Raw genomic sequence first — 17,934 nt, 5'->3', positions numbered from 1 at the left:
ACCGCGCCGTTTCAGGCCTGCTTTGCGTAGCGCGCATGCAGCGCGGCCCAGGCTTCACCGGATTTCCGAGCGCCAGCCAAGTATTCTTCTGGGACTATGTGATACGGCGGACGGCATGGGCCGGCCTTGAGCCAGCCTGCAGCGTCCATGCGGGCCTTCTCAAGCCAATGTTGTACTTGGAGAACTCCGAAAAATCTCCGCGAGGAAAGAGCGACAAATCTGCTTGCCGCATGGCATCAGAGATCCCTTTGGCGTCGGTCCAATTCCCGGTTCGTTTTGCTTCGGCCACGACGTCACGCAGGCGCATCGCCGTAGCGGGGCCACACATGGGCCACTAGACCAGAAGGCGGTCATGCGCTCAGGATCGATCCGCGCAGCTGCGTAGTAATCGTCCTCGTGCGGAAGGAAGCGGATGCTCGGCGCCAGTTTCAGGTCGAGATCGAGCATGCCAATTCCAAGGTACTTGGCGGCAACTACTTGAGGAATGTTCGACACCTGCGCCCAGAACGGCCGCGGAAAATCGAACTTGAAAGCCTCCGGGTTCGCATAAATGGCGATGGCTGCCTCGGGTACTGCCTCTGAGACGTCGCGATAGAACTGTACTGCAGTTGGAACTTCCATCTTGCACCACATCGGAACGCCCAACATGGTTCCGCTTGCGCCAATGTCCATGGCTTCCCGAGTCTGGCGGATGACCTCGCGGGTATGTAAGGCTGTTGTGCCGCAGAAGAACGGCACGCGGCCACGTGCAGTCTCGACTACAGTAGCGATAAAGTCGCGTTTTTCGTCCCATGTCAGGGTGGCACATTCACCAAACGTGCCATTGCTGATGATGCCGTCCACGCCCGCACTGATTAGTGCCTCGACGATGCGGGCCGTTTCGTCCAGATCGACCGTGTGTTGAACGCGCCAGTCGGAAGCGTCTGGAGTTGCAGGTGTTGGCATGATGGTCCATGCGCCGCTGATGTCGTCGGCAGTCAACCGTGTTTTCTTCAAATTTGTCATGAATTTCAGTGCGTTTCGATTCAGAAGGGGTATTGCTGTTTCGATGGCTCAATCGTGAGCCACTTCAGTTCGGTGAGCTCATCAATGACGGCGCGTCCGTCGAATCGGCCATAGCCACTGTCTTTAGTGCCGCCATAGGGAGCTTGAGCTCGTTTTGAACGGTGGCTCCGTTGATGTGGCAGCTGCCAGATTCAATGCGCATCGCTACTGCCAACGCACGAGTGACGTCCCGACCGAATACCCCAGAAGATAGTCCGTAGGCTGTGTCGTTCGCGATGCGCACCGCATCCTCGGTATTTCGCGCTCGGACGACAGTCGTGATGGGGCCAAAGGTCTCTTCGTCGTAAATCTGCATGCCGGGCGTGACGAAGTCGATGATCGTGGCGGGCATCACGGCTCCATCGGCTCGGCCGCCAGCAGCGATCTTGGCGCCCTTGGCCAAGGCATCGTCAATCATGCGGTTGAGTCGTGCGCCGGATTCCCTTACGATCATCGGGCCAATGATGCAGGCCTCCCCAGTGGCAGGGTCACCAACCCGAAGTTCACGAGCCCGTGCGGCGAATTTTTTACAAACTCATCCGCAATTCTCTCGTCAACTACGATGCGCTCGGTAGACATGCAGATCTGTCCTTGGTAGAGGAACGCGCCGAACACGGCCGCCTTGACTGCTTCGTCGATGTCCGCGTCGTCCAAAACGACAAGGGGTGACTTTCCGCCTAGTTCAAGGAGGCACCGTTTCAGATGGCGGCCAGCTTTCTCTGCGATGATGCGACCAATGCGGGTGGATCCTGTGAAGTTGATGCGACGCACTGCCTTATGAGAGATCAACGCATCAACCACCTCGGCTGCGTCGCTTGGGTCGTTCGTGAGGACATTCAGTACACCTGGCGGCAGCCCAGCTTCCACCAGTGCCTCTGCGATCAACAGGTGGGTTCTAGGGCTGGTCTCTGAAGCGCGGAAAACCACGGAATTTCCGCAAATGATCGGGTACGCGATGGCGCGCGCAGCCAGAACCACGGGGCCATTCCATGGCGCGATGCTCAGGATCACGCCTACCGGTTGACGTACGGTCATCGAGAGCGCGCCAGGCTTGTCGGTCGGGATAGTCTCGCCTTGGATTTGTGTGGCCAGCGCTGCAGCCTCGCGAAACAGGTTGGCTGCCAGCATCACATTGAACCCGGACCAAAGCTCCGAGGCGCCAATCTCCTTTGCCATGGTTTCGATGAATTGCGGTGTTTTCGATTCCAGAATGTCGGCCGCTTTCAACAGGATTCTTCGGCGCTCCGTAGGGCCGCTCTGCGACCAGGACTGGAATGCACGGTGTGCCGATTCCACAGCCGCTACTGCATCGCCTACGCTGGCCGCTGCTGCGCGGGTGACTGCGCTGCCTGTGGTTGGATGGAGTCTGACGTAGGTGGCGTTGCCGGACGCAGGCAAGGCCTGGTTGTCGATGATGAGCTGGGTCTCCATTCTTGGTTTCTCCTGAGTTTGGTCATAGTGCGAAAGAAGACTGCCAACTCTAGGAGTACTACCGATGCCAGTAAAACGGAGAATTCGGATGCCACGTATCGGTCATCCCGATAGTAGTTTGGAACCCCGAGCGTCATCAGTTAGGGATGTCCTGAACAACTCGAATTCGCGAGTGCTACAAGGCCGCAGTTTTCAGATGGCGTAGAGGACGCCATTTTCCCTGCAGATGGGCCTGCTTTTATGCGGCCCCGGGGCCCTTGTCGCCGCTTTGGCAACCATTTGGCTTGACCTGCCCCCTTCCTCCGTACCAATCGAACGTAGGAAGTCCGGGGTTGAAAGGTTAATCGATTTGGCTGCTGGGTAACTGGTCTTCGGCAGCATCGACAGCTTGCTGGCGATGCTGCTCCGCAAAGCGTGCGGGGGAATGCGACCAAGGCTGCTGTGGGGGCGCACCTCGTTGAAATCCTGGCGCCAGGCTGCAACGACAGCTCGGGCTTGAGGCAGCGTTTGGAACCAGTGCTCGTTCAGGCATTCGTCGCGGAACTTGCCGTTGAAGCTCTCGATGTAGCCGTTCTGCATCGGCCGCCCGGGCTCAATCAGGATGTGCCGGATGCCGTGACCTTGAGCCCAGGCCATGAAGGCCCTGCTGGTGAGCTCCGGGCCGTTGTCCGTGCGCACGGCACGCGGGTAGCCGCGGAACCGCGCGGTCTCGTCCAGCAGCCGTGTAACGTACTCGCCCGAGATCCCAAAGTCGGCGCCGATCTGCACGCACTCATGGCTGAAGTCATCTGCCACGGTAAGGAACTTGATGCGGCGGCCGCTGGCCAGGCTGTCGCTCACGAAGTCCATGCTCCAGACCTCGTTGACGGCGCGGGCCAGCTGCAACGGCATGCGCTCCGAGGCCGGACGCTTGGCCTTGCGGCGCTTGCGCACCGACAGGTTCGCCTGCTGGTACAGCCGCAGCACCCGCTTGTGGTTGACGCCGGCGAATTCCGGACGCAGCAGGTCGTGGATGCGCCGATAGCCGAAGCGCCGGCGCACATGGGCGATCTCGATGATCTTGGCGCTCAGGCTGGTTCATCTCGGTTTCCTGGGGCGGATGGCGGTAGCTGTCACGGGAGAGCCCCACGAGGCGGCAGGCACGGCGCTCAGACAGGTGGAACTGCTCCACCATGGCGGCGATTGCCGTGCGCTTCGCCTGTGGGGCTAGCGCTTTACCCCGAAGACGCCCTTGAGCGCGTGGATGTCCAGGTGGGCCTCCGCCAGCAGCTTCTTCAGCTTGGCATTCTCGGATTCGAGCTCACGCAGCCGCTTGGCGTCGGGCACATCCATGCCACCGTACTTGGCGCGCCACTTGTAGAACGTGGCGTCGCTGAAGCCGCCCTTGCGGCACAACTCCTTCACCGGCATCCCCGCCTCTGCCTGGCGGATGAACCCGATGATCTGCTCCTCCGTAAACCTGCTCTTCTTCATGTCCGTCATTCTCCTGGTTGACGGACCTCGCTAACCTCAGACTGGTACGGCAGGGAGGGGCAGGTCAGGCTGGGCGGTCTCAAATCTGAAGTGCAACACCCTCACCGAGGGTAATGTATGCAGATGAGAAAGAGATACGAACACTTGCAGCCAGAAGATAGGGTGACGTTGGCATCGCTGCGCCAGCAGGGCTGGAGCATCAGGGCCATAGCCCGCCTTCAAGGCCGCAGCCCAAGCACCATCAGCCGTGAGTTGCGGCGCAACGCCTGCAATGGCAGTTACGCCAGCGCGCCTGCGCAGCGCCTGTGCCAGCAGCGTCGCATTCAGGTCAGGCCATGCCCCAAACTGCACAGCTCCGGGGCGTTGTGGATGCTTGTCACCACCATGCTGTGCTGGCTGTGGTCGCCCCAGCAGATTACACACACACTCCAGCGCATGTATCCCCAAGAGCCAAGCAAGCATGCCTCGCACGAGAGCATCTACACCGCCATCTATGCATACCCACGCGGCGAGTTGCGCCGCCAGCTCATCGCACTGCTGCGCCAGGGCAAGAGTACACGCCGCCCGCGTTCAGCAGCTCTCATCGGCGCGGTCAGATTCCAGACATGGTCTCTATCCATGTTCGCCCACCCGAGGTCAATGATCGCGTGATGCCGGGGCATTGGGAGGGGATTTGATCAAGGGCGCTGGCAACAAGTCGGCGGTGGGTGTGCTGGTCGAGCGCTCAACGCGCCTGGTGCTGCTGTGCAAGATGCCTGACGCATCGGCTGAGAGTGCACTGGCTGCGTTCACCAACAAGCTGCGCCAGATTGCAGACCCGATGCGCCAGACGCTCACCTATGACCAGGGCAAGGAGATGGCCCGGCATAAGGAGCTCGCCGAAGCCCTTGGTATGCGCGTGTACTTTTGTGATCCGCACAGCCCTTGGCAAAAGGGCAGTTGCGAGAATACCAATGGGCTGCTGCGCCAGTTCATGCCCAAGGGCACAGACCTGAGCGTGCATGACCAGGAGGCGCTGGATTCCATGGCCGATCTGATGAACAACCGTCCTCGGCAGACGCTCGGATGGGATTCTCCCTATCAGGCCTTACAGCGATTCATGGCGGCTATCGCCGAGAGGAACTCCGCTACCATTCATTGAATATCAACCAGCGGTGTTGCACTTCAGATTTGAGACCGCCCTGTATTCAGGCGCACTCAGCCTCAGATGAAGCCTGGCGCACCAGGTTTCGTAACCAATTCAGGTCTGGAAAGGCTTCTCGGCTTCTTGCCCAGATCATGACCAGATCCATGGTCGGCAACTCGAAGGGCGGTTTGAAGATGTCAATATCGAAGATTTTCACGTAGTGGAGCGCGAGCGATCGGGGCACCAAGCTGATGATGTCTGTATTGACAACCAACTGAGGAGCAACGTGAAATAGGGAACCTGGAACTGAGTACGTTGTCGCAAGCCTAGGCGGTTCAGAGTTTCCTGCTCAATGGTCTCGTGTCCGTCTGTACGACAATAGACGGCGTGTGGACGTTCGAGGTACTCGAGCTGACTCATTGCCTTTGCACTGCCTGAATGCGCGCGCCACTGGATTGCCACCAAGTCGTCTTGCATGAAATTTCATACTGAAAATCCTGATCGCTGCGGCTTATGCCGCAGGCTTGCCAATGGATGGAAGATTGGGGCAGATAATCAGGTCAAGTGATCCGAGTTGCAGTTCTTTGGCGGATGTGCCCGGCGTAGGCGTGAGGGTAAGGGTAATGTTCGGGGCTAGCGTCTGCAGGACAGCCCTAGCCTCGACGTCACGAGTGCCGAAACATAGTCTGCTGTTGCAATGCGAAAGCGCGATGCAGCCGTGTAAGGATCGAATTGCTCCGTTTGGAACAGACGGCCAGTCAACTCCATGATGCGCTCTACCTCTGGTACCAGTCGCTTGGCTCTTTCAGTAAGAACCATTTCCCGGCCATGCTGCATCAGTAGCTCGTCGCCGAATATCTCGCGCAGCTGACGAAGTGATCCACTGACCGTGGATTGAGTGAGGTGCAGCCTGCCCGCAGCTCTGGTTACATTAGCTGTCCGTAGCAACTCAGCCAATATCGGCAGCAGGTTCATATTGACGCTGCGCAGTGTGTTAACCGAATTTTTCATGGCATGCATTCTCCCGTTTGGCGCAGGCTCTGAACCTTGCCGGACTGCAGTCAATCCAGGCGCAGTATGACCCGCCTGTTTTAATTCTTGATGGGTTAGTCTTACTGTGACCTTGCCCCTGTTTCGTGTAGCTCTTAACCCACGGTTCACGCGGCCTTTTTACGCTGTGCCTCGTACCAGCGCTGCTCGTACTGCATCGGGCTGAGGTAGCCCAGCGACGAATGCAGCCTGCGGTGATTGTAGAAGGCCATCCAGTCCATCACCGCCTGCCTGGCCTGCTCACGGGTAGCGAATTTGCACCCATGTACGCTGGCTGTTTTCAGCCGGCCCCAGAAGCTCTCGGTCGGTGCGTTGTCCCAGCAGTTGCCCTTTCTGCTCATCGATGAACGCATGCCCCAGTCCTTCAAGGCATCCTGGAACTCATGGCTGCAATACTGGCTGCCCCGGTCGCTGTGGAATATCAGTCCAGGAGGTGGCCTGCGGCGCCACCACGCCATGGCCAGCGCGTCCTTGACCAGGCTGGCCTGCATGTGCGGCTGCAGGCTCCAACCCACCACCTGACGGTTGAACAGGTCGATGACCGCAGCCAGGTACAGCCAGCCCTCGTCGGTTTGGATGTAGGTGATGTCGCCACTGCACAGCTGGTTGGGCGCCTCGGGGTTGAAGCGCCGCTGTACCAAGTCGGGCGCCACCGGCAGGCTGTGGCGGCTGTCGGTAGTCACCACGAACTTGCGTTTGGTCTTGGCCCTGATGCCGTGCTGCTGCATGAGCTTGCGCACCCGGTCCTTGCCCACCCGGATGCCCCGGGCCAGCAGTTCCTTGTGCATGCGTGGCCAACCGTATTCCCCTTCACCTCGGCGTGGATGGCGCGCATGTACGCCAGCAGGGCTTCGTCGCTGTGACGCCGGGCAGGTCCACCGTGGCCAGAATCACGCCGGCGCAGCCGGTTGAAGTACCCGCTGGCGCTGACCTCCAGCACCCCGCAGGACACATTCACCGGGTACAGCTTTCTCATTTGGTGAATCCAGGCGTACCTCGCAGCGTGTCCTGCGCGAAGTACGCCGCGGCTTTTTGCGATGTCGCGCTCCATGCGAAGGCGAGCATTCTCTGCACGCAACCGGGCTATCTCCATCTGCTCGGGCGAGACTTGGATTCTCTTGTCACCACCGCCCGCACCGTCCAATTCTCCCTTGGCTGACAGCCGCACCCAGTTGCCCAGGCTCGCTTTGGGAATGCCCAGTACCTTGGCCACCACCGCAATCGCCTGACCCGAGCGGACCTGCCGAACAGCCTCCTGCTTGAACTCTCGCGTGTACTGCGCACGCACCTGCTTGTCACTCATCTCTGAACTCCTTGTCGGTATTTTCAACAAGGGTTAAGAACTCCAGTTTTCAGGGGCAACCTCAGGAGGCAGCGCGTTTGGCTGGACTCACGCGGCGCTACGCGCGGACATAAGCCAGGTCTCCGAGTTCCACATTGTCACCGTCCGAACAGCATCGTATTGACTCGTATAGGTCATTGGAAATCAACGACTTAGCGCTGTCTCGATCGCAAGCATCGCGCCATGAATTGGCAATTTAACCGCTTTGCCAAATTGCTGTGAGTGACCATTGAACGCATCCGAACTAGGACAGCGCCCAATGGAAACCAAGACCACCGCACCCGAGGCAGGGCCACAGCCCACGCAGCAGCCGATCCAGCCGATCGCCGCTGTGATGCCGACAGAGGGCTTTGTCGCCGTAGATCAAATGTTCAGCCTTCGGCCGCGCGGCGACAAGCGAGGCCGCACAGGCTTCACGCCGTTCGGGCGTACGGCCTTCTACGGCTTCATCAAGGATGGCGTGATTCCGAAGCCCAAGCGCCTCGGCAAGCGCTCCATCTACACCGTGGACGCGGCGCGCGACGTGCTGCGCAAGCTCGATCAGCTTGCCAAGGCGTCCTGACATGGACGCCCCATGAAAACGCCCGGCGGGCAGGCCGGGCGTGGTGAACAAGCAGCAATGCTCAATCGAGCCCCGCCAGTCTGCCATGGTGGACACGGCTACGCGCAAGGCCCTGGCCACCCTTCAAGCCGAATTCGCCCTGACCGGCCACGCGATGACCTGGTGCGCCGATGACGACGGCCTCATCACCATCCTGGTCAGCCGCTGGGTCTTTGCCCGCGAGTTCGACAGTATTGAGCAGGCGCGCGCGTTCCTGCGGCAGATCGGGGGCCCGATGAACGACATCACCGAGATCAATCGCGTCCGCGCCGCGCTGCATGCCGATGACCGTCCGGCCCGCTGCTGGGGCTGTTTCCAGATGCGCGCTCCCGCCCCCGGCTGGCTGGTGTGCAGCTACAAGCCGCACAACCCCGCCCATCCGAGCCTTGTCTATCTGGTTTGCCCGAAGTGCGCCAAAAGCCAGAAGGCGATGCGGGGCGCGAGGCGCGCCATTGAAACGAAAGCGCGCTCCATTGCGGAGGCGGCGAGGTGAGCGCAGCCCACGAACTCAATCGCGCCCGGGAGGCGCTGGGACACATCCCGCCCGACCTGCCGCGCGATGAATGGGTGCGCGCCGGCATGGCCGCCCAGGCGGCTGGACTGGACTTCGACGCCTTCGACAGTTGGAGCGCCCAGGCCGCCAGCTACGACAGCCGCGCCGCGCGCGACACCTGGCGCAGCTTCAAGCCCGGCAAGGGCGTAGGCGCCGGCACGCTGTACCGCATGGCCACTGAACACGGCTGGCGCGATGACGCCAAGCCCACGCGCCAAGCCCAGCCAAGCCCCGCAGCAAGCCCCAGGCGCCCACGAAAGCCCCGCGCCCAGGTAGCACCCTGCCGATGTGTGGGCGCGCTGCGAGCCAGCTACAGCACAGCATGCGTACATCGTGCGCAAGGCCGCCCAGGGCGTGCCGCTCGATCTGCTGCGCGTGTTGCCCCAGGGTGACCCGCTGCGCATCGGTGGGCACAGCATGGCCGGCGCGCTGGTGGTCCCCGCCCATGGCCCGGCCGGCGAGCTGCAAAGCCTGCAGCTGATTCCGCCCGATGGCCCCAAGATGAACCTGGCCGGGGCGCCGATGACCGGCGCATCGCACATCGTCGGCACTGGCGACGGGCCGCTGTACGTGTGCGAGGGTATCGGGGCTGCATGGGCTTGCTGGCAGGCGACCGGGCATCGCGCCGTGGTGTGTTTCGGCTGGGGCAACGTGTCCCGCGTGGCCGCGCAGTTGCGCCAGCGTGATGCATCCGCCCGGCTGGTGCTGGTGCCCGACGTGGGCAAGGAACCGGACGCCGAAACCATTGCGCGCGAGCTGGGCGCCGCCGTGGCCGCGCTGCCCGAGGGCTGGCCCGCCAATTCGGACGTGGGCGACCTGGCGCAGCGTGACGGCTTGGAAGCGCTGGCCGCGCTGCTGGAAGCTGCCGCAGTTCCTGAGCCGCCCGCGCCGCTGCTGACGCCCGTCAGCGTGCTCGACGTGCACAGCAACCCCAGCCCGCCGCCGCGTTTCGTGTGGGATGGCTACTGCCCGCGGAACGTGGTTACGCTGCTAGGTGCGCACGGGGGCACCGGCAAATCGACGGTTGCCCTGATGCTGGCTGCTGCCGTGTCGACAGGACGGGAGCTTTTCGGGGCTGGCACCGACGCCGTGCCCGTGGTGTTTGCCAGCCTTGAGGATGGGGCCGGCATCGTGCGCCACCGGCTGGCGCACATCTGCCAGTGCTGGGGCATCTCCCCTGCCGAGCTGGGCGCACTGCACATCGTTGACGGCACCGAAAACCCGGAGTTGTTCGCCAGTGAAGGCCGCGGGCCTGGAGACGTGACGCCGGTCTATGCCGAGCTGCGCGAGCTGGTGCGCAGAACCGGCGCCGGGCTGGTCACCATCGACAACGCATCGGACGCCTACGGCGGCGACGAAATCCAGCGCCGTCAGGTGAGGGCTTTCATGCGCTCGCTGGCCGCGATTGCCCGCGAAGCCGATGCCGCCGTGCTGCTGCTGGCGCACGTCGACAAGAACACCAGCCGGGCACGCAAGGCCGAAGGCGGCGAGGGTTACAGCGGTTCCACGGCGTGGCACAACTCATCCCGCAGCCGGATTTTCATGAGCCGCGCCGAGGATGGCTCGTTGACGCTGGAGCACCAGAAGAGCAACCACGGCAAGATGCGCGCGCCGCTGGCGCTGGAATGGCCAGGGGCTTACCGCAGGCCGTGCAGACGCTTTCGCCAGTGGTGCAGGGTATCAGCGACCGCGTGAACACCAAAGCCCTGCTGAGGCTGATTGCCGAATTCACCGAGCGTGGCGAGCACGTCACCACGGCAACGACAAGCCGCACCCATGCCGCGAAGCTGCTTTGCAACGAGCCGGGCTATCCGAGGGTATCAAGCCCGCCGACGTGTTCGACTTGCTGCGCCGTGCCGAGCGGGCCGGGCAACTGGTGCGCGTGATGCGCAGCGCCGAAAACCGGCACCAGAAAGAGGTATGGGCTACACCGCAAGGCCGCGAGTTTGCCGAGCCGCAGCCCATTGCGCTGACTGCGCTGACTTGCGCTGACTTCGAAGTCAACGCACCCGGCGAAGTGTCTGCGCTGACTGCGCTGACTTCGCAGGGGGTACGGGGAAGCGCGCGCAGAGGAAGGCGCAGAGGGGGTGGGCAATGAGTGCGCCCCGGTCGGTTTTGCGCCGACTTCAAGCCGCCGCCATGCGTGCTTGCGATCACTGGGGCGACTCGCCAGCCGCTCGCCAGGAGATGCGCCGCCAGCTCGCCGAAGTCCGCCCGAGCACCACGCTGCCCTGCTGGAGCACTTCGAGCGCGCCTACCCCGCACAGGAGATCGATCCATGGGCGCCATGAGCCGCACCAAAGGCAAGGTGGGCGAGCGCGAGATTGCCGCCCTGCTGGCCGAACTGACCGGCTGCGACGTGCGCCGCCGCGTGCGCCAGCACGATGGGGATTCCGACCTGGAAGGCCTGCCCGGCTGGTGCGTGGAGGTGAAGCGCCATGCCCGCGCCGCGCCCTGATCGCCGGCTGGTGGGCACAGGCCGCCGCCCAGGCCGAACGGCACGGCGGCATCCCGCTGCTGTTCCGCCAGGACCGTGACGCCTGGCGCGCCGTGTGGCCGCTGTCCGTCAACCTGACCATGCAGACCGCTGCCATGTGGCGCGGCTACGAATGGACGGCCGAAGGCTCGCCCAAAGCCTGGGCCGCCGTGTTCCGCGAAACCCTGACCACCACCAACCAGGAAACCACCCCATGATCGATGCACTCGTCGCCGGCAAGCTGTTCGGCCAGGTCCAGCAGCGCACCGGCAAGACCGGTCAGCCCTACGTCACCGCCAAGATTCGCGCGGCCGATGGCCAGGGCGAAGGCCAGTTCATCAACGTGATCGCGTTCAGCCGCACCGCCTGCGATGCGCTCATGGCGCTTGGCGATGGCGACAGCACTGCGGTTTCAGGCGCGCTCACCGTAGGCACCTGGACGGACAACACCGGCAACGCGCGCCCCAGCCTGAACCTGCAGGCGCATGCGGTGCTCACGCCGTACCACGTCACCAGAAAGCGCCAGGCAGTCGCCAAGGACAAGGACACGCCACCGCAGCGCGCACCCGCAGCGGCCGGGTACCTGCCCGACGACGTCATGCCTTTCTGAAAGGCACCCCATGAGCATGGATTGGATGCTGCGCCAGCTTGCCCAGACGGGCGGCGCGACGACGGCGCAGGAAGCGAGAAGGGCCGCCTTCAACCCAAAGCCGCCCGGCAGCGTGCAGGTCGGATCGGCCACGCATCACGTCCTGCGCAAGATGGCGACGGCGCCGGCTGAGTGGTGGGCCTACCGCCAGTTGGCCGTGGGCGTGCCCACCCGGTCGAGTTTCCACTGGGCGCTGACGCTGCTGCTCGCGCGCGGCCACATCGAGGCCAGCCGCAGCGATCCGCGGAACACCCGCAACATGAGGTACCGGCTCACCCCGGAAGGCCAGAAAGCCGCGAGGAAGCGCCCATGAGTAGCTGCACCGATCCCCTGGGATGCGAGCGCGCTCACCAGGCCGTCGTACTGGCGCGTCAGGCGGTTTTGAAGCTGACGGATGGGGCTGCCCAGCTTCGCATCGCCAAAGTCGGTTCTGAGGCGATCCTGGAGCGCCTGGACGAGTTGCGCACCGCCGCACGCCTGACGGCTCACCACACCCGCGCGCGGTGCAGATCACCCAGTTCGTGCGGCGTGCCATTGACCGGCTGGACAGCCATCTTGACGACGCCTACTGCGAAACCCACGCGCTCATCTACCAACTGGACAGCACGATCGGCCAATGGGAACTTGAGGAGCTGGAACCAGCCCAGCATTGAAGGAGCACACCACCATGACCACCCGCACCAATTACTCGCCTGTCGCCGTCTGGCTGAGTCAGTACCTGAACCGACGATCCACCGAAGCGCGCCTGGTTCTTCCTCGTGCGCAACGCGCTGCCCCTGGGTGTCGAGGGCTTCAGCCTTTCGACATGGAGAGCCGCGAGCTGGTGTACCGGATGCGCAATGGCACGGTGCGGCGGATGAACCGGGAAAGCTTCTCGCGCGTGGTGCGGACGATGCGGGCGAGGATGCGGGAGGCTGCCGAATAGCTGCGCTGGCGCTTTGGTCACACTTTGGACAAACCTCGGATGGCCAGGCGAACCAGCCGCCCGGGTGTTTCCACTGAAAGCGCCGCCTCAGTGCGCTGCGACAGGCTGAGCCACCAGCTTGACCCCGAGCGCCTGGCACACGCGCGAAATGGTGTCGAAGCGCGGCTGACTGTCGGCCCGCAGTGCCTTGTACAGCGCCTCACGACCTAGGCCAGACGCCCTGGCGATCTCGCTCATGCCACGCGCCCGGGCGATCGTTCCGAGCGCCTGCGCCAGTGCGGCCGAGTCGTTTTCCTCGATCACCAGCGTCAGGTAATCAGCAATGGCCTCATCACTGTCCAGATGCTGCGCCATGTCGAATTCGGGTAGGTCGGCTACCTTGACCATCATCACTCTCCTTCGAGCGTTCCGGCCCGCTCCTTGGCCGTTTCAATGTCCTTGCGCTGGGTGGACTTGTCGCCACCGCCCAGCATCACGATCACCACGGCGCCGCGCTGGACGTAGTACATGCGCCAGCCAGCGCCGAAGTGCTCGCGCATTTCCATCACGCCATCACCCACCGGGGCCACGTCGCCGAGGTTGCCAGCCTGCGCCTTCTCCAGCCGGCGCGCCAAGCGTATGCGCACCGTGTGATCCCTCAATCCGCTGAGGCAACGGCTGAGCTCGGGCAACAGACGGATGGAATTCATAGGCTGTATTGTATTCGATCGAATACAGATACGCAATAGCGTCCTTCTGAATCTATCGTATGACGATATAGCTTGACACTAGATCATCAATCGTCATACGATATAAGCATGACGGAACCGAGCGACACAGACAAGAAAACCAGGCGCGGCGGTCGCGCGCCACTGGATGCGTCGTCGCCGACGGTGATTGTGTCGGTGCGCATGAGCGAGAAGCAGCGCACGAAGTTGGACAAGTTGGGCGGCGGGCCATGGGTGCGCGAGCGCATCGACCGGGCCAGGCTGCCGGATGAGGAAACCGCCAAGCCCCGCGGCGGATCGAGCGGGGCAAAAGGCGGGGCCAGTAGGTGGTGACGCACCAACTGGCCCCTGACCATCAATCACGAATGAGGTGAATCAATGGCTACCGAGACTGTAACCGCAGCAACCAAAGCCAAAGTCGGCGTCCTCGACCTACACAGCGAATGGAAGCTGAACCATGACTGTGGGCTCGACAACGACCTGGACTTGCACAGTCACGAAGCCGCCTCCATGGCCTCACGCCTGCGTGGCATCAGCGCGATTGCGCAGGTGCTGCTGGTGGAATCGCCCGGCGTAATGACCATGGGCGCCAACATGCGCGCAGGGCTCTTGGACGCGATCGATGCCCTGGCCGTCGATGCGAACGAGTATCTGGAGCGGGCCAACATCCGCGCGGCGCAGGCTGCCGCGAAGAACACAGCTAGATCGTGGAAATCGAGCCTCGATCAGTTGAAGGCATGGGCGGCAACACCGGAAGGCGGCAGCATCGCATACGCCAGCAACCAGCCGATGCTCGATCGGCTGGGGGCCAGCGCCGACGCCATTTCCGCTGAGCATCCCGACATGGGCCAGAACAGGTGTGGCGGCGCGCGCATGAGCATGTGCTGGTCAGTGTGCGGGAACAGGCCGCAGCAGCCTGACCATCATCAGCACGAGCCCCAGGCCGCCACCCGGCGGGCTTTCATGGGTGCAGAATCGTCCGCCCTTGCCATCAGATTGTGTTTGTTAGTCGCTTTTTTTTTGGAATTTTTTTGGAATTTTTTTTTGCGCTAACAACCTCCTGCCGTTTTGCCCGTGCATATCGGTCACGAACAAATCTGATTACTAAACACAGTAGCCTGGATTTGTTCTATCAGTAATCGACCTTATTCCTAATTAAATAGAGCAAATCCCCTTATTGGGGGTAAGACATGAAGATGCCAGAAAACATGACCTGTTGGCCGCCATTCTCGCGGCAAAGGAACAAGGCATCGGGGCAATCCTTGCGTTTGCAATGGCGTACCTTCGCGGCAGATATAATGGCGGTGCGTTTACAAAACAGTAATCGACGCAACGATGTGCGCCATTATCGCCTAGTTCATTCGTGACCTTCTCGACTTCGCCGGACTAAGTAGCAATCTCGCTTATATAACGAGCGTGTTTATCGGCTACATCGGTACTGACTCGATTGGTTCGCTTATCAAACGCTTCGCTGCTAAAAAGCCGGAGTAGAAGATGGTAGAAATCAATAATCAACGTAAGGCGTTCCTCGATATGCTGGCGTGGTCGGAGGGAACTGATAACGGACGTCAGAAAACCAGAAATCATGGTTATGACGTCATTGTAGGCGGAGAGCTATTTACTGATTACCCGATCACCCTCGCAAACTTGTCACGCTAAACCCAAAACTCAAATCAACAGGCGCCGGACGCTACCAGCTTCTTTCCCGTTGGTGGGATGCCTACCGCAAGCAGCTTGGCCTGAAAGACTTCTCTCCGAAAAGTCAGGACGCTGTGGCATTGCAGCAGATTAAGGAGCGTGGCGCTTTACCTATGATTGATCGTGGTGATATCCGTCAGGCAATCGACCGTTGCAGCAATATCTGGGCTTCACTGCCGGGCGCTGGTTATGGTCAGTTCGAGCATAAGGCTGACAGCCTGATTGCAAAATTCAAAGAAGCGGGCGGAACGGTCAGAGAGATTGATGTATGAGCAGAGTCACCGCGATTATCTCCGCTCTGGTTATCTGCATCATCGTCTGCCTGTCATGGGCTGTTAATCATTACCGTGATAACGCCATTACCTACAAAGCCCAGCGCGACAAAAATGCCAGAGAACTGAAGCTGGCGAACGCGGCAATTACTGACATGCAGATGCGTCAGCGTGATGTTGCTGCGCTCGATGCAAAATACACGAAGGAGTTAGCTGATGCTAAAGCTGAAAATGATGCTCTGCGTGATGATGTTGCCGCTGGTCGTCGTCGGTTGCACATCAAAGCAGTCTGTCAGTCAGTGCGTGAAGCCACCACCGCCTCCGGCGTGGATAATGCAGCCTCCCCGACTGGCAGACACCGCTGAACGGGATTATTTCACCCTCAGAGAGAGGCTGATCACTATGCAAAACAACTGGAAGGAACCCAGAAGTATATTAATGAGCAGTGCAGATAGAGTTGCCCATATCGATGGGCAACTCATGCAATTATTGTGAGCAATACACACGCGCTTCCAGCGGAGTATAAATGCCTAAAGTAATAAAACCGAGCAATCCATTTACGAATGTTTGCTGGGTTTCTGTTTTAACAACATTTTCTGCGCCGCCACAAATTTTGGCTGCATCGACAGTTTTCTTCTGCCCAATTCCAGAAACGAAGAAATGATGGGTGATGGTTTCCTTTGGTGCTACTGCTGCCGGTTTGTTTTGAACAGTAAACGTCTGTTGAGCACATCCTGTAATAAGCAGGGCCAGCGCAGTAGCGAGTAGCATTTTTTTCATGGTGTTATTCCCGATGCTTTTTGAAGTTCGCAGAATCGTATGTGTAGAAAATTAAACAAACCCTAAACAATGAGTTGAAATTTCATATTGTTAATATTTATTAATGTATGTCAGGTGCGATGAATCGTCATTGTATTCCCGGATTAACTATGTCCACAGCCCTGACGGGGAACTTCTCTGCGGGAGTGTCCGGGAATAATTAAAACGATGCACACAGGGTTTAGCGCGTACACGTATTGCATTATGCCAACGCCCCGGTGCTGACACGGAAGAAACCGGACGTTATGATTTAGCGTGGAAAGATTTGTGTAGTGTTCTGAATGCTCTCAGTAAATAGTAATGAATTATCAAAGGTATAGTAATATCTTTTATGTTCATGGATATTTGTAACCCATCGGAAAACTCCTGCTTTAGCAAGATTTTCCCTGTATTGCTGAAATGTGATTTCTCTTGATTTCAACCTATCATAGGACGTTTCTATAAGATGCGTGTTTCTTGAGAATTTAACATTTACAACCTTTTAAGTCCTTTTATTAACACGGTGTTATCGTTTTCTAACACGATGTGAATATTATCTGTGGCTAGATAGTAAATATAATGTGAGACGTTGTGACGTTTTAGTTCAGAATAAAACAATTCACAGTCTAAATCTTTTCGCACTTGATCGAATATTTCTTTAAAAATGGCAACCTGAGCCATTGGTAAAACCTTCCATGTGATACGAGGGCGCGTAGTTTGCATTATCGTTTTTATCGTTTCAATCTGGTCTGACCTCCTTGTGTTTTGTTGATGATTTATGTCAAATATTAGGAATGTTTTCACTTAATAGTATTGGTTGCGTAACAAAGTGCGGTCCTGCTGGCATTCTGGAGGGAAATACAACCGACAGATGTATGTAAGGTTAACGTGCTCAAATCTTCATACAGAAAGATTTGAAGTAATATTTTAACCGCTAGATGAAGAGCAAGCGCATGGAGCGACAAAATGAATAAAGAACAATCTGCTGATGATCCCTCCGTGGATCTGATTCGTGTAAAAATATGCTTAATAGCACCATTTCTATGAGTTACCCTGATGTTGTAATTGCATGTATAGAACATAAGGTGTCTCTGGAAGCATTCAGAGCAATTGAGGCAGCGTTGGTGAAGCACGATAATAATATGAAGGATTATTTCTGGTGGTTGACTGATCACCATAACTGCTAATCATTCAAACTATTTAGTCTGTGACAGAGCCAACACGCAGTCTGTCACTGTCAGGAAAGTGGTAAAACTGCAACTCAATTACTGCAATGCCCTCGTAATTAAGTGAATTTACAATATCGTCCTGTTCGGAGGGAAGAACGCGGGATGTTCATTCTTCATCACTTTTAATTGATGTATATGCTCTCTTTTCTGACGTTAGTCTCCGACGGCAGGCTTCAATGACCCAGGCTGAGAAATTCCGGACCCTTTTTGCTCAAGAGCGATGTTAATTTGTTCAATCATTTGGTTAGGAAAGCGGATGTTGCGGGTTGTTGTTCTGCGGGTTCTGTTCTTCGTTGACATGAGGTTGCCCCGTATTCAGTGTCGCTGATTTGTATTGTCTGGAAGTTGTTTTTACGTTAAGTTGATGCAGATCAATTAATACGATACCTGCGTCATAATTGATTATTTGACGTGGTTTGATGGCCTCCACGCACGTTGTGATATGTAGATGATAATCATTATCACTTTACGGGTCCTTTCCGGTGAAAAAAAGGTACCAAAAAAACATCGTCGTGAGTAGTGAACCGTAAGCAGCAATACGTAACTGAACGAAGTACAAC

General features: G+C 59.0%; 24 protein-coding genes and 7 pseudogenes. 20 read left to right on the top strand and 11 right to left on the bottom strand.

All coding sequences use genetic code 11. The features are described 5' to 3' along the window. Nucleotides 1-159: 159 nt before the first annotated feature. The 3 genes and pseudogenes from H0I39_RS00140 to H0I39_RS00130 form a co-directional block, all read right to left on the bottom strand. A complete protein-coding gene (locus H0I39_RS00140) occupies nucleotides 160-1,005 on the bottom strand; it encodes a dihydrodipicolinate synthase family protein (RefSeq protein WP_257645522.1) in 846 nt (281 codons plus the stop codon). Between the two features lie 20 nt (nucleotides 1,006-1,025). Continuing rightward, nucleotides 1,026-2,475: pseudogene (locus H0I39_RS00135) on the bottom strand (aldehyde dehydrogenase). Nucleotides 2,476-2,815: 340 nt separating this feature from the next. Next, nucleotides 2,816-3,948 (bottom strand): annotated as a pseudogene (locus H0I39_RS00130) (IS3 family transposase). A gap of 123 nt (nucleotides 3,949-4,071) precedes the next feature. Here H0I39_RS00130 and H0I39_RS00125 point away from each other — a divergent pair. Continuing rightward, nucleotides 4,072-5,089, top strand: a pseudogene (locus H0I39_RS00125) (IS30 family transposase). A gap of 46 nt (nucleotides 5,090-5,135) precedes the next feature. Here H0I39_RS00125 and H0I39_RS00120 read toward each other — a convergent pair. From H0I39_RS00120 to H0I39_RS00110, 3 genes are all read right to left on the bottom strand, one after another. After that, nucleotides 5,136-5,291 carry a type 2 periplasmic-binding domain-containing protein gene (locus H0I39_RS00120; protein WP_180549157.1) on the bottom strand — a complete coding sequence of 52 codons (156 nt, stop codon included), beginning with the start codon at nucleotides 5,289-5,291 and terminating at the stop codon, nucleotides 5,136-5,138. Between the two features lie 416 nt (nucleotides 5,292-5,707). Beyond that, entirely contained in the window at nucleotides 5,708-6,085 is a 378-nt protein-coding gene (locus tag H0I39_RS00115) for a LysR family transcriptional regulator (RefSeq protein ID WP_180549156.1), read from the bottom strand. Between the two features lie 146 nt (nucleotides 6,086-6,231). Beyond that, nucleotides 6,232-7,427 (bottom strand): IS3 family transposase gene (locus tag H0I39_RS00110; RefSeq protein ID WP_180549155.1). Its coding sequence is split into 2 segments (ribosomal slippage): nucleotides 6,232-6,935 and nucleotides 6,935-7,427, totalling 1,197 coding nucleotides; the frame shifts between segments, so codons are not numbered across the junction. 298 nt (nucleotides 7,428-7,725) lie between these two features. On the opposite strand from H0I39_RS00110, the gene H0I39_RS00105 reads away from it, so the two are divergent. The 11 genes from H0I39_RS00105 to H0I39_RS00055 all read left to right on the top strand — a co-directional run bounded on the left by H0I39_RS00105 (nucleotide 7,726) and on the right by H0I39_RS00055 (nucleotide 12,670). Next, nucleotides 7,726-8,028 (top strand): MerR family transcriptional regulator, encoded by a 303-nt coding sequence (locus tag H0I39_RS00105; protein WP_180549154.1) that lies wholly within the window; start codon nucleotides 7,726-7,728, stop codon nucleotides 8,026-8,028. Between the two features lie 43 nt (nucleotides 8,029-8,071). After that, nucleotides 8,072-8,560 carry a hypothetical protein gene (locus H0I39_RS00100; protein WP_180549153.1) on the top strand — a complete coding sequence of 163 codons (489 nt, stop codon included), beginning with the start codon at nucleotides 8,072-8,074 and terminating at the stop codon, nucleotides 8,558-8,560. Further along, complete coding sequence (locus H0I39_RS00095) at nucleotides 8,557-9,012, top strand: PriCT-2 domain-containing protein (protein ID WP_180549152.1); 456 nt, start codon at nucleotides 8,557-8,559, stop codon at nucleotides 9,010-9,012. Before H0I39_RS00100 ends, H0I39_RS00095 begins: the two co-directional genes overlap by 4 nt. Then, nucleotides 8,954-10,315 (top strand): AAA family ATPase, encoded by a 1,362-nt coding sequence (locus H0I39_RS00090; protein WP_180549151.1) that lies wholly within the window; start codon nucleotides 8,954-8,956, stop codon nucleotides 10,313-10,315. Before H0I39_RS00095 ends, H0I39_RS00090 begins: the two co-directional genes overlap by 59 nt. After that, the gene (locus tag H0I39_RS00085) at nucleotides 10,312-10,506 is read left to right on the top strand and encodes a hypothetical protein (RefSeq protein ID WP_180549150.1); all 195 of its coding nucleotides are present in this window, start codon (nucleotides 10,312-10,314) and stop codon (nucleotides 10,504-10,506) included. The genes H0I39_RS00090 and H0I39_RS00085 overlap by 4 nt, the downstream gene beginning before the upstream one ends. Before the next feature lie 392 nt (nucleotides 10,507-10,898). Next, on the top strand, nucleotides 10,899-11,078 hold the full coding sequence (locus H0I39_RS00080; protein WP_180549149.1) for a hypothetical protein: 180 nt from the start codon (nucleotides 10,899-10,901) through the stop codon (nucleotides 11,076-11,078). Next, a complete protein-coding gene (locus H0I39_RS00075; RefSeq protein WP_180549148.1) occupies nucleotides 11,039-11,314 on the top strand; it encodes a hypothetical protein in 276 nt (91 codons plus the stop codon). Before H0I39_RS00080 ends, H0I39_RS00075 begins: the two co-directional genes overlap by 40 nt. Continuing rightward, nucleotides 11,311-11,706 carry a single-stranded DNA-binding protein gene (locus tag H0I39_RS00070; RefSeq protein WP_180549147.1) on the top strand — a complete coding sequence of 132 codons (396 nt, stop codon included), beginning with the start codon at nucleotides 11,311-11,313 and terminating at the stop codon, nucleotides 11,704-11,706. The genes H0I39_RS00075 and H0I39_RS00070 overlap by 4 nt, the downstream gene beginning before the upstream one ends. Before the next feature lie 10 nt (nucleotides 11,707-11,716). After that, nucleotides 11,717-12,058: a hypothetical protein gene (locus tag H0I39_RS00065; RefSeq protein ID WP_180549146.1), complete on the top strand. Its 342-nt coding sequence runs from the start codon at nucleotides 11,717-11,719 to the stop codon at nucleotides 12,056-12,058. 190 nt (nucleotides 12,059-12,248) lie between these two features. Beyond that, nucleotides 12,249-12,398, top strand: a complete 150-nt coding sequence (locus H0I39_RS00060; protein WP_180549145.1) for a hypothetical protein — start codon at nucleotides 12,249-12,251, stop codon at nucleotides 12,396-12,398. A gap of 14 nt (nucleotides 12,399-12,412) precedes the next feature. Continuing rightward, nucleotides 12,413-12,670 carry a hypothetical protein gene (locus tag H0I39_RS00055; RefSeq protein ID WP_180549144.1) on the top strand — a complete coding sequence of 86 codons (258 nt, stop codon included), beginning with the start codon at nucleotides 12,413-12,415 and terminating at the stop codon, nucleotides 12,668-12,670. A gap of 87 nt (nucleotides 12,671-12,757) precedes the next feature. Here H0I39_RS00055 and H0I39_RS00050 read toward each other — a convergent pair whose 3' ends face one another. Both H0I39_RS00050 and H0I39_RS00045 read right to left on the bottom strand, forming a co-directional pair. Beyond that, the gene (locus H0I39_RS00050) at nucleotides 12,758-13,057 is read right to left on the bottom strand and encodes an addiction module antidote protein (RefSeq protein ID WP_180549143.1); all 300 of its coding nucleotides are present in this window, start codon (nucleotides 13,055-13,057) and stop codon (nucleotides 12,758-12,760) included. A 2-nt stretch (nucleotides 13,058-13,059) separates the two neighbouring features. Next, nucleotides 13,060-13,359 (bottom strand): type II toxin-antitoxin system RelE/ParE family toxin, encoded by a 300-nt coding sequence (locus H0I39_RS00045; protein ID WP_180549142.1) that lies wholly within the window; start codon nucleotides 13,357-13,359, stop codon nucleotides 13,060-13,062. Between the two features lie 108 nt (nucleotides 13,360-13,467). Between H0I39_RS00045 and H0I39_RS00040 the strand changes: the two genes are divergently transcribed. The 7 genes and pseudogenes from H0I39_RS00040 to rzpD all read left to right on the top strand — a co-directional run bounded on the left by H0I39_RS00040 (nucleotide 13,468) and on the right by rzpD (nucleotide 15,802). After that, nucleotides 13,468-13,710, top strand: a complete 243-nt coding sequence (locus tag H0I39_RS00040; RefSeq protein ID WP_180549141.1) for a hypothetical protein — start codon at nucleotides 13,468-13,470, stop codon at nucleotides 13,708-13,710. 45 nt (nucleotides 13,711-13,755) lie between these two features. Then, the gene (locus H0I39_RS00035; protein WP_180549140.1) at nucleotides 13,756-14,430 is read left to right on the top strand and encodes a hypothetical protein; all 675 of its coding nucleotides are present in this window, start codon (nucleotides 13,756-13,758) and stop codon (nucleotides 14,428-14,430) included. 124 nt (nucleotides 14,431-14,554) lie between these two features. Next, on the top strand, nucleotides 14,555-14,701 hold the full coding sequence (locus tag H0I39_RS23820; RefSeq protein WP_373368238.1) for a phage holin family protein: 147 nt from the start codon (nucleotides 14,555-14,557) through the stop codon (nucleotides 14,699-14,701). Nucleotides 14,702-14,736: 35 nt separating this feature from the next. Then, the gene (locus H0I39_RS23815) at nucleotides 14,737-14,868 is read left to right on the top strand and encodes a phage holin family protein (RefSeq protein ID WP_373368325.1); all 132 of its coding nucleotides are present in this window, start codon (nucleotides 14,737-14,739) and stop codon (nucleotides 14,866-14,868) included. A gap of 3 nt (nucleotides 14,869-14,871) precedes the next feature. Then, entirely contained in the window at nucleotides 14,872-15,036 is a 165-nt protein-coding gene (locus H0I39_RS24670) for a hypothetical protein (protein ID WP_506329671.1), read from the top strand. A gap of 32 nt (nucleotides 15,037-15,068) precedes the next feature. Beyond that, a pseudogene (locus H0I39_RS24525) lies at nucleotides 15,069-15,347 on the top strand (glycoside hydrolase family protein); the annotation flags it as partial. Then, nucleotides 15,344-15,802 (top strand): annotated as a pseudogene (gene rzpD, locus H0I39_RS23810) (prophage endopeptidase RzpD). The pseudogenes H0I39_RS24525 and rzpD, both read left to right, overlap by 4 nt. A 31-nt stretch (nucleotides 15,803-15,833) precedes the next feature. Here rzpD and bor read toward each other — a convergent pair. The 3 genes and pseudogenes from bor to H0I39_RS23800 form a co-directional block, all read right to left on the bottom strand. After that, nucleotides 15,834-16,127: a serum resistance lipoprotein Bor gene (gene bor / locus H0I39_RS00015; RefSeq protein ID WP_000738492.1), complete on the bottom strand. Its 294-nt coding sequence runs from the start codon at nucleotides 16,125-16,127 to the stop codon at nucleotides 15,834-15,836. A gap of 289 nt (nucleotides 16,128-16,416) precedes the next feature. Beyond that, nucleotides 16,417-16,632, bottom strand: a pseudogene (locus H0I39_RS23805) (DUF1398 family protein); the annotation flags it as partial. A 5-nt stretch (nucleotides 16,633-16,637) separates the two neighbouring features. Further along, on the bottom strand, nucleotides 16,638-16,826 hold the full coding sequence (locus H0I39_RS23800; protein ID WP_257645520.1) for a DUF1398 family protein: 189 nt from the start codon (nucleotides 16,824-16,826) through the stop codon (nucleotides 16,638-16,640). 285 nt (nucleotides 16,827-17,111) lie between these two features. On the opposite strand from H0I39_RS23800, the pseudogene H0I39_RS21190 reads away from it, so the two are divergent. Continuing rightward, a pseudogene (locus tag H0I39_RS21190) lies at nucleotides 17,112-17,332 on the top strand (hypothetical protein). The last annotated feature ends 602 nt before the right edge of the window (nucleotides 17,333-17,934 follow it).

Source organism: Ottowia beijingensis (assembly GCF_013423955.1).
Lineage (GTDB): Bacteria > Pseudomonadota > Gammaproteobacteria > Burkholderiales > Burkholderiaceae_C > Ottowia > Ottowia beijingensis.
Note: the sequence above shows the minus strand (reverse complement) of the source record. Positions and strands in the feature narration are given on the sequence as shown.

Bases quoted from the DNA above. Each gene is read 5' to 3' on its own strand.
- H0I39_RS00140 (WP_257645522.1), bottom strand. From the start codon at position 1,005: ATGACAAATTTGAAGAAAACACGGTTGACTGCCGACGACATCAGCGGC.
- H0I39_RS00115 (WP_180549156.1), bottom strand. From the start codon at position 6,085: ATGAAAAATTCGGTTAACACACTGCGCAGCGTCAATATGAACCTGCTG.
- H0I39_RS00105 (WP_180549154.1), top strand. From the start codon at position 7,726: ATGGAAACCAAGACCACCGCACCCGAGGCAGGGCCACAGCCCACGCAG.
- H0I39_RS00080 (WP_180549149.1), top strand. From the start codon at position 10,899: ATGGGCGCCATGAGCCGCACCAAAGGCAAGGTGGGCGAGCGCGAGATT.
- H0I39_RS00070 (WP_180549147.1), top strand. From the start codon at position 11,311: ATGATCGATGCACTCGTCGCCGGCAAGCTGTTCGGCCAGGTCCAGCAG.
- H0I39_RS00065 (WP_180549146.1), top strand. From the start codon at position 11,717: ATGAGCATGGATTGGATGCTGCGCCAGCTTGCCCAGACGGGCGGCGCG.
- H0I39_RS00055 (WP_180549144.1), top strand. From the start codon at position 12,413: ATGACCACCCGCACCAATTACTCGCCTGTCGCCGTCTGGCTGAGTCAG.
- H0I39_RS00050 (WP_180549143.1), bottom strand. From the start codon at position 13,057: ATGGTCAAGGTAGCCGACCTACCCGAATTCGACATGGCGCAGCATCTG.
- H0I39_RS00045 (WP_180549142.1), bottom strand. From the start codon at position 13,359: ATGAATTCCATCCGTCTGTTGCCCGAGCTCAGCCGTTGCCTCAGCGGA.
- H0I39_RS00040 (WP_180549141.1), top strand. From the start codon at position 13,468: ATGACGGAACCGAGCGACACAGACAAGAAAACCAGGCGCGGCGGTCGC.
- H0I39_RS00035 (WP_180549140.1), top strand. From the start codon at position 13,756: ATGGCTACCGAGACTGTAACCGCAGCAACCAAAGCCAAAGTCGGCGTC.
- H0I39_RS24670 (WP_506329671.1), top strand. From the start codon at position 14,872: ATGGTAGAAATCAATAATCAACGTAAGGCGTTCCTCGATATGCTGGCG.
- bor (WP_000738492.1), bottom strand. From the start codon at position 16,127: ATGAAAAAAATGCTACTCGCTACTGCGCTGGCCCTGCTTATTACAGGA.
- H0I39_RS23800 (WP_257645520.1), bottom strand. From the start codon at position 16,826: ATGGCTCAGGTTGCCATTTTTAAAGAAATATTCGATCAAGTGCGAAAA.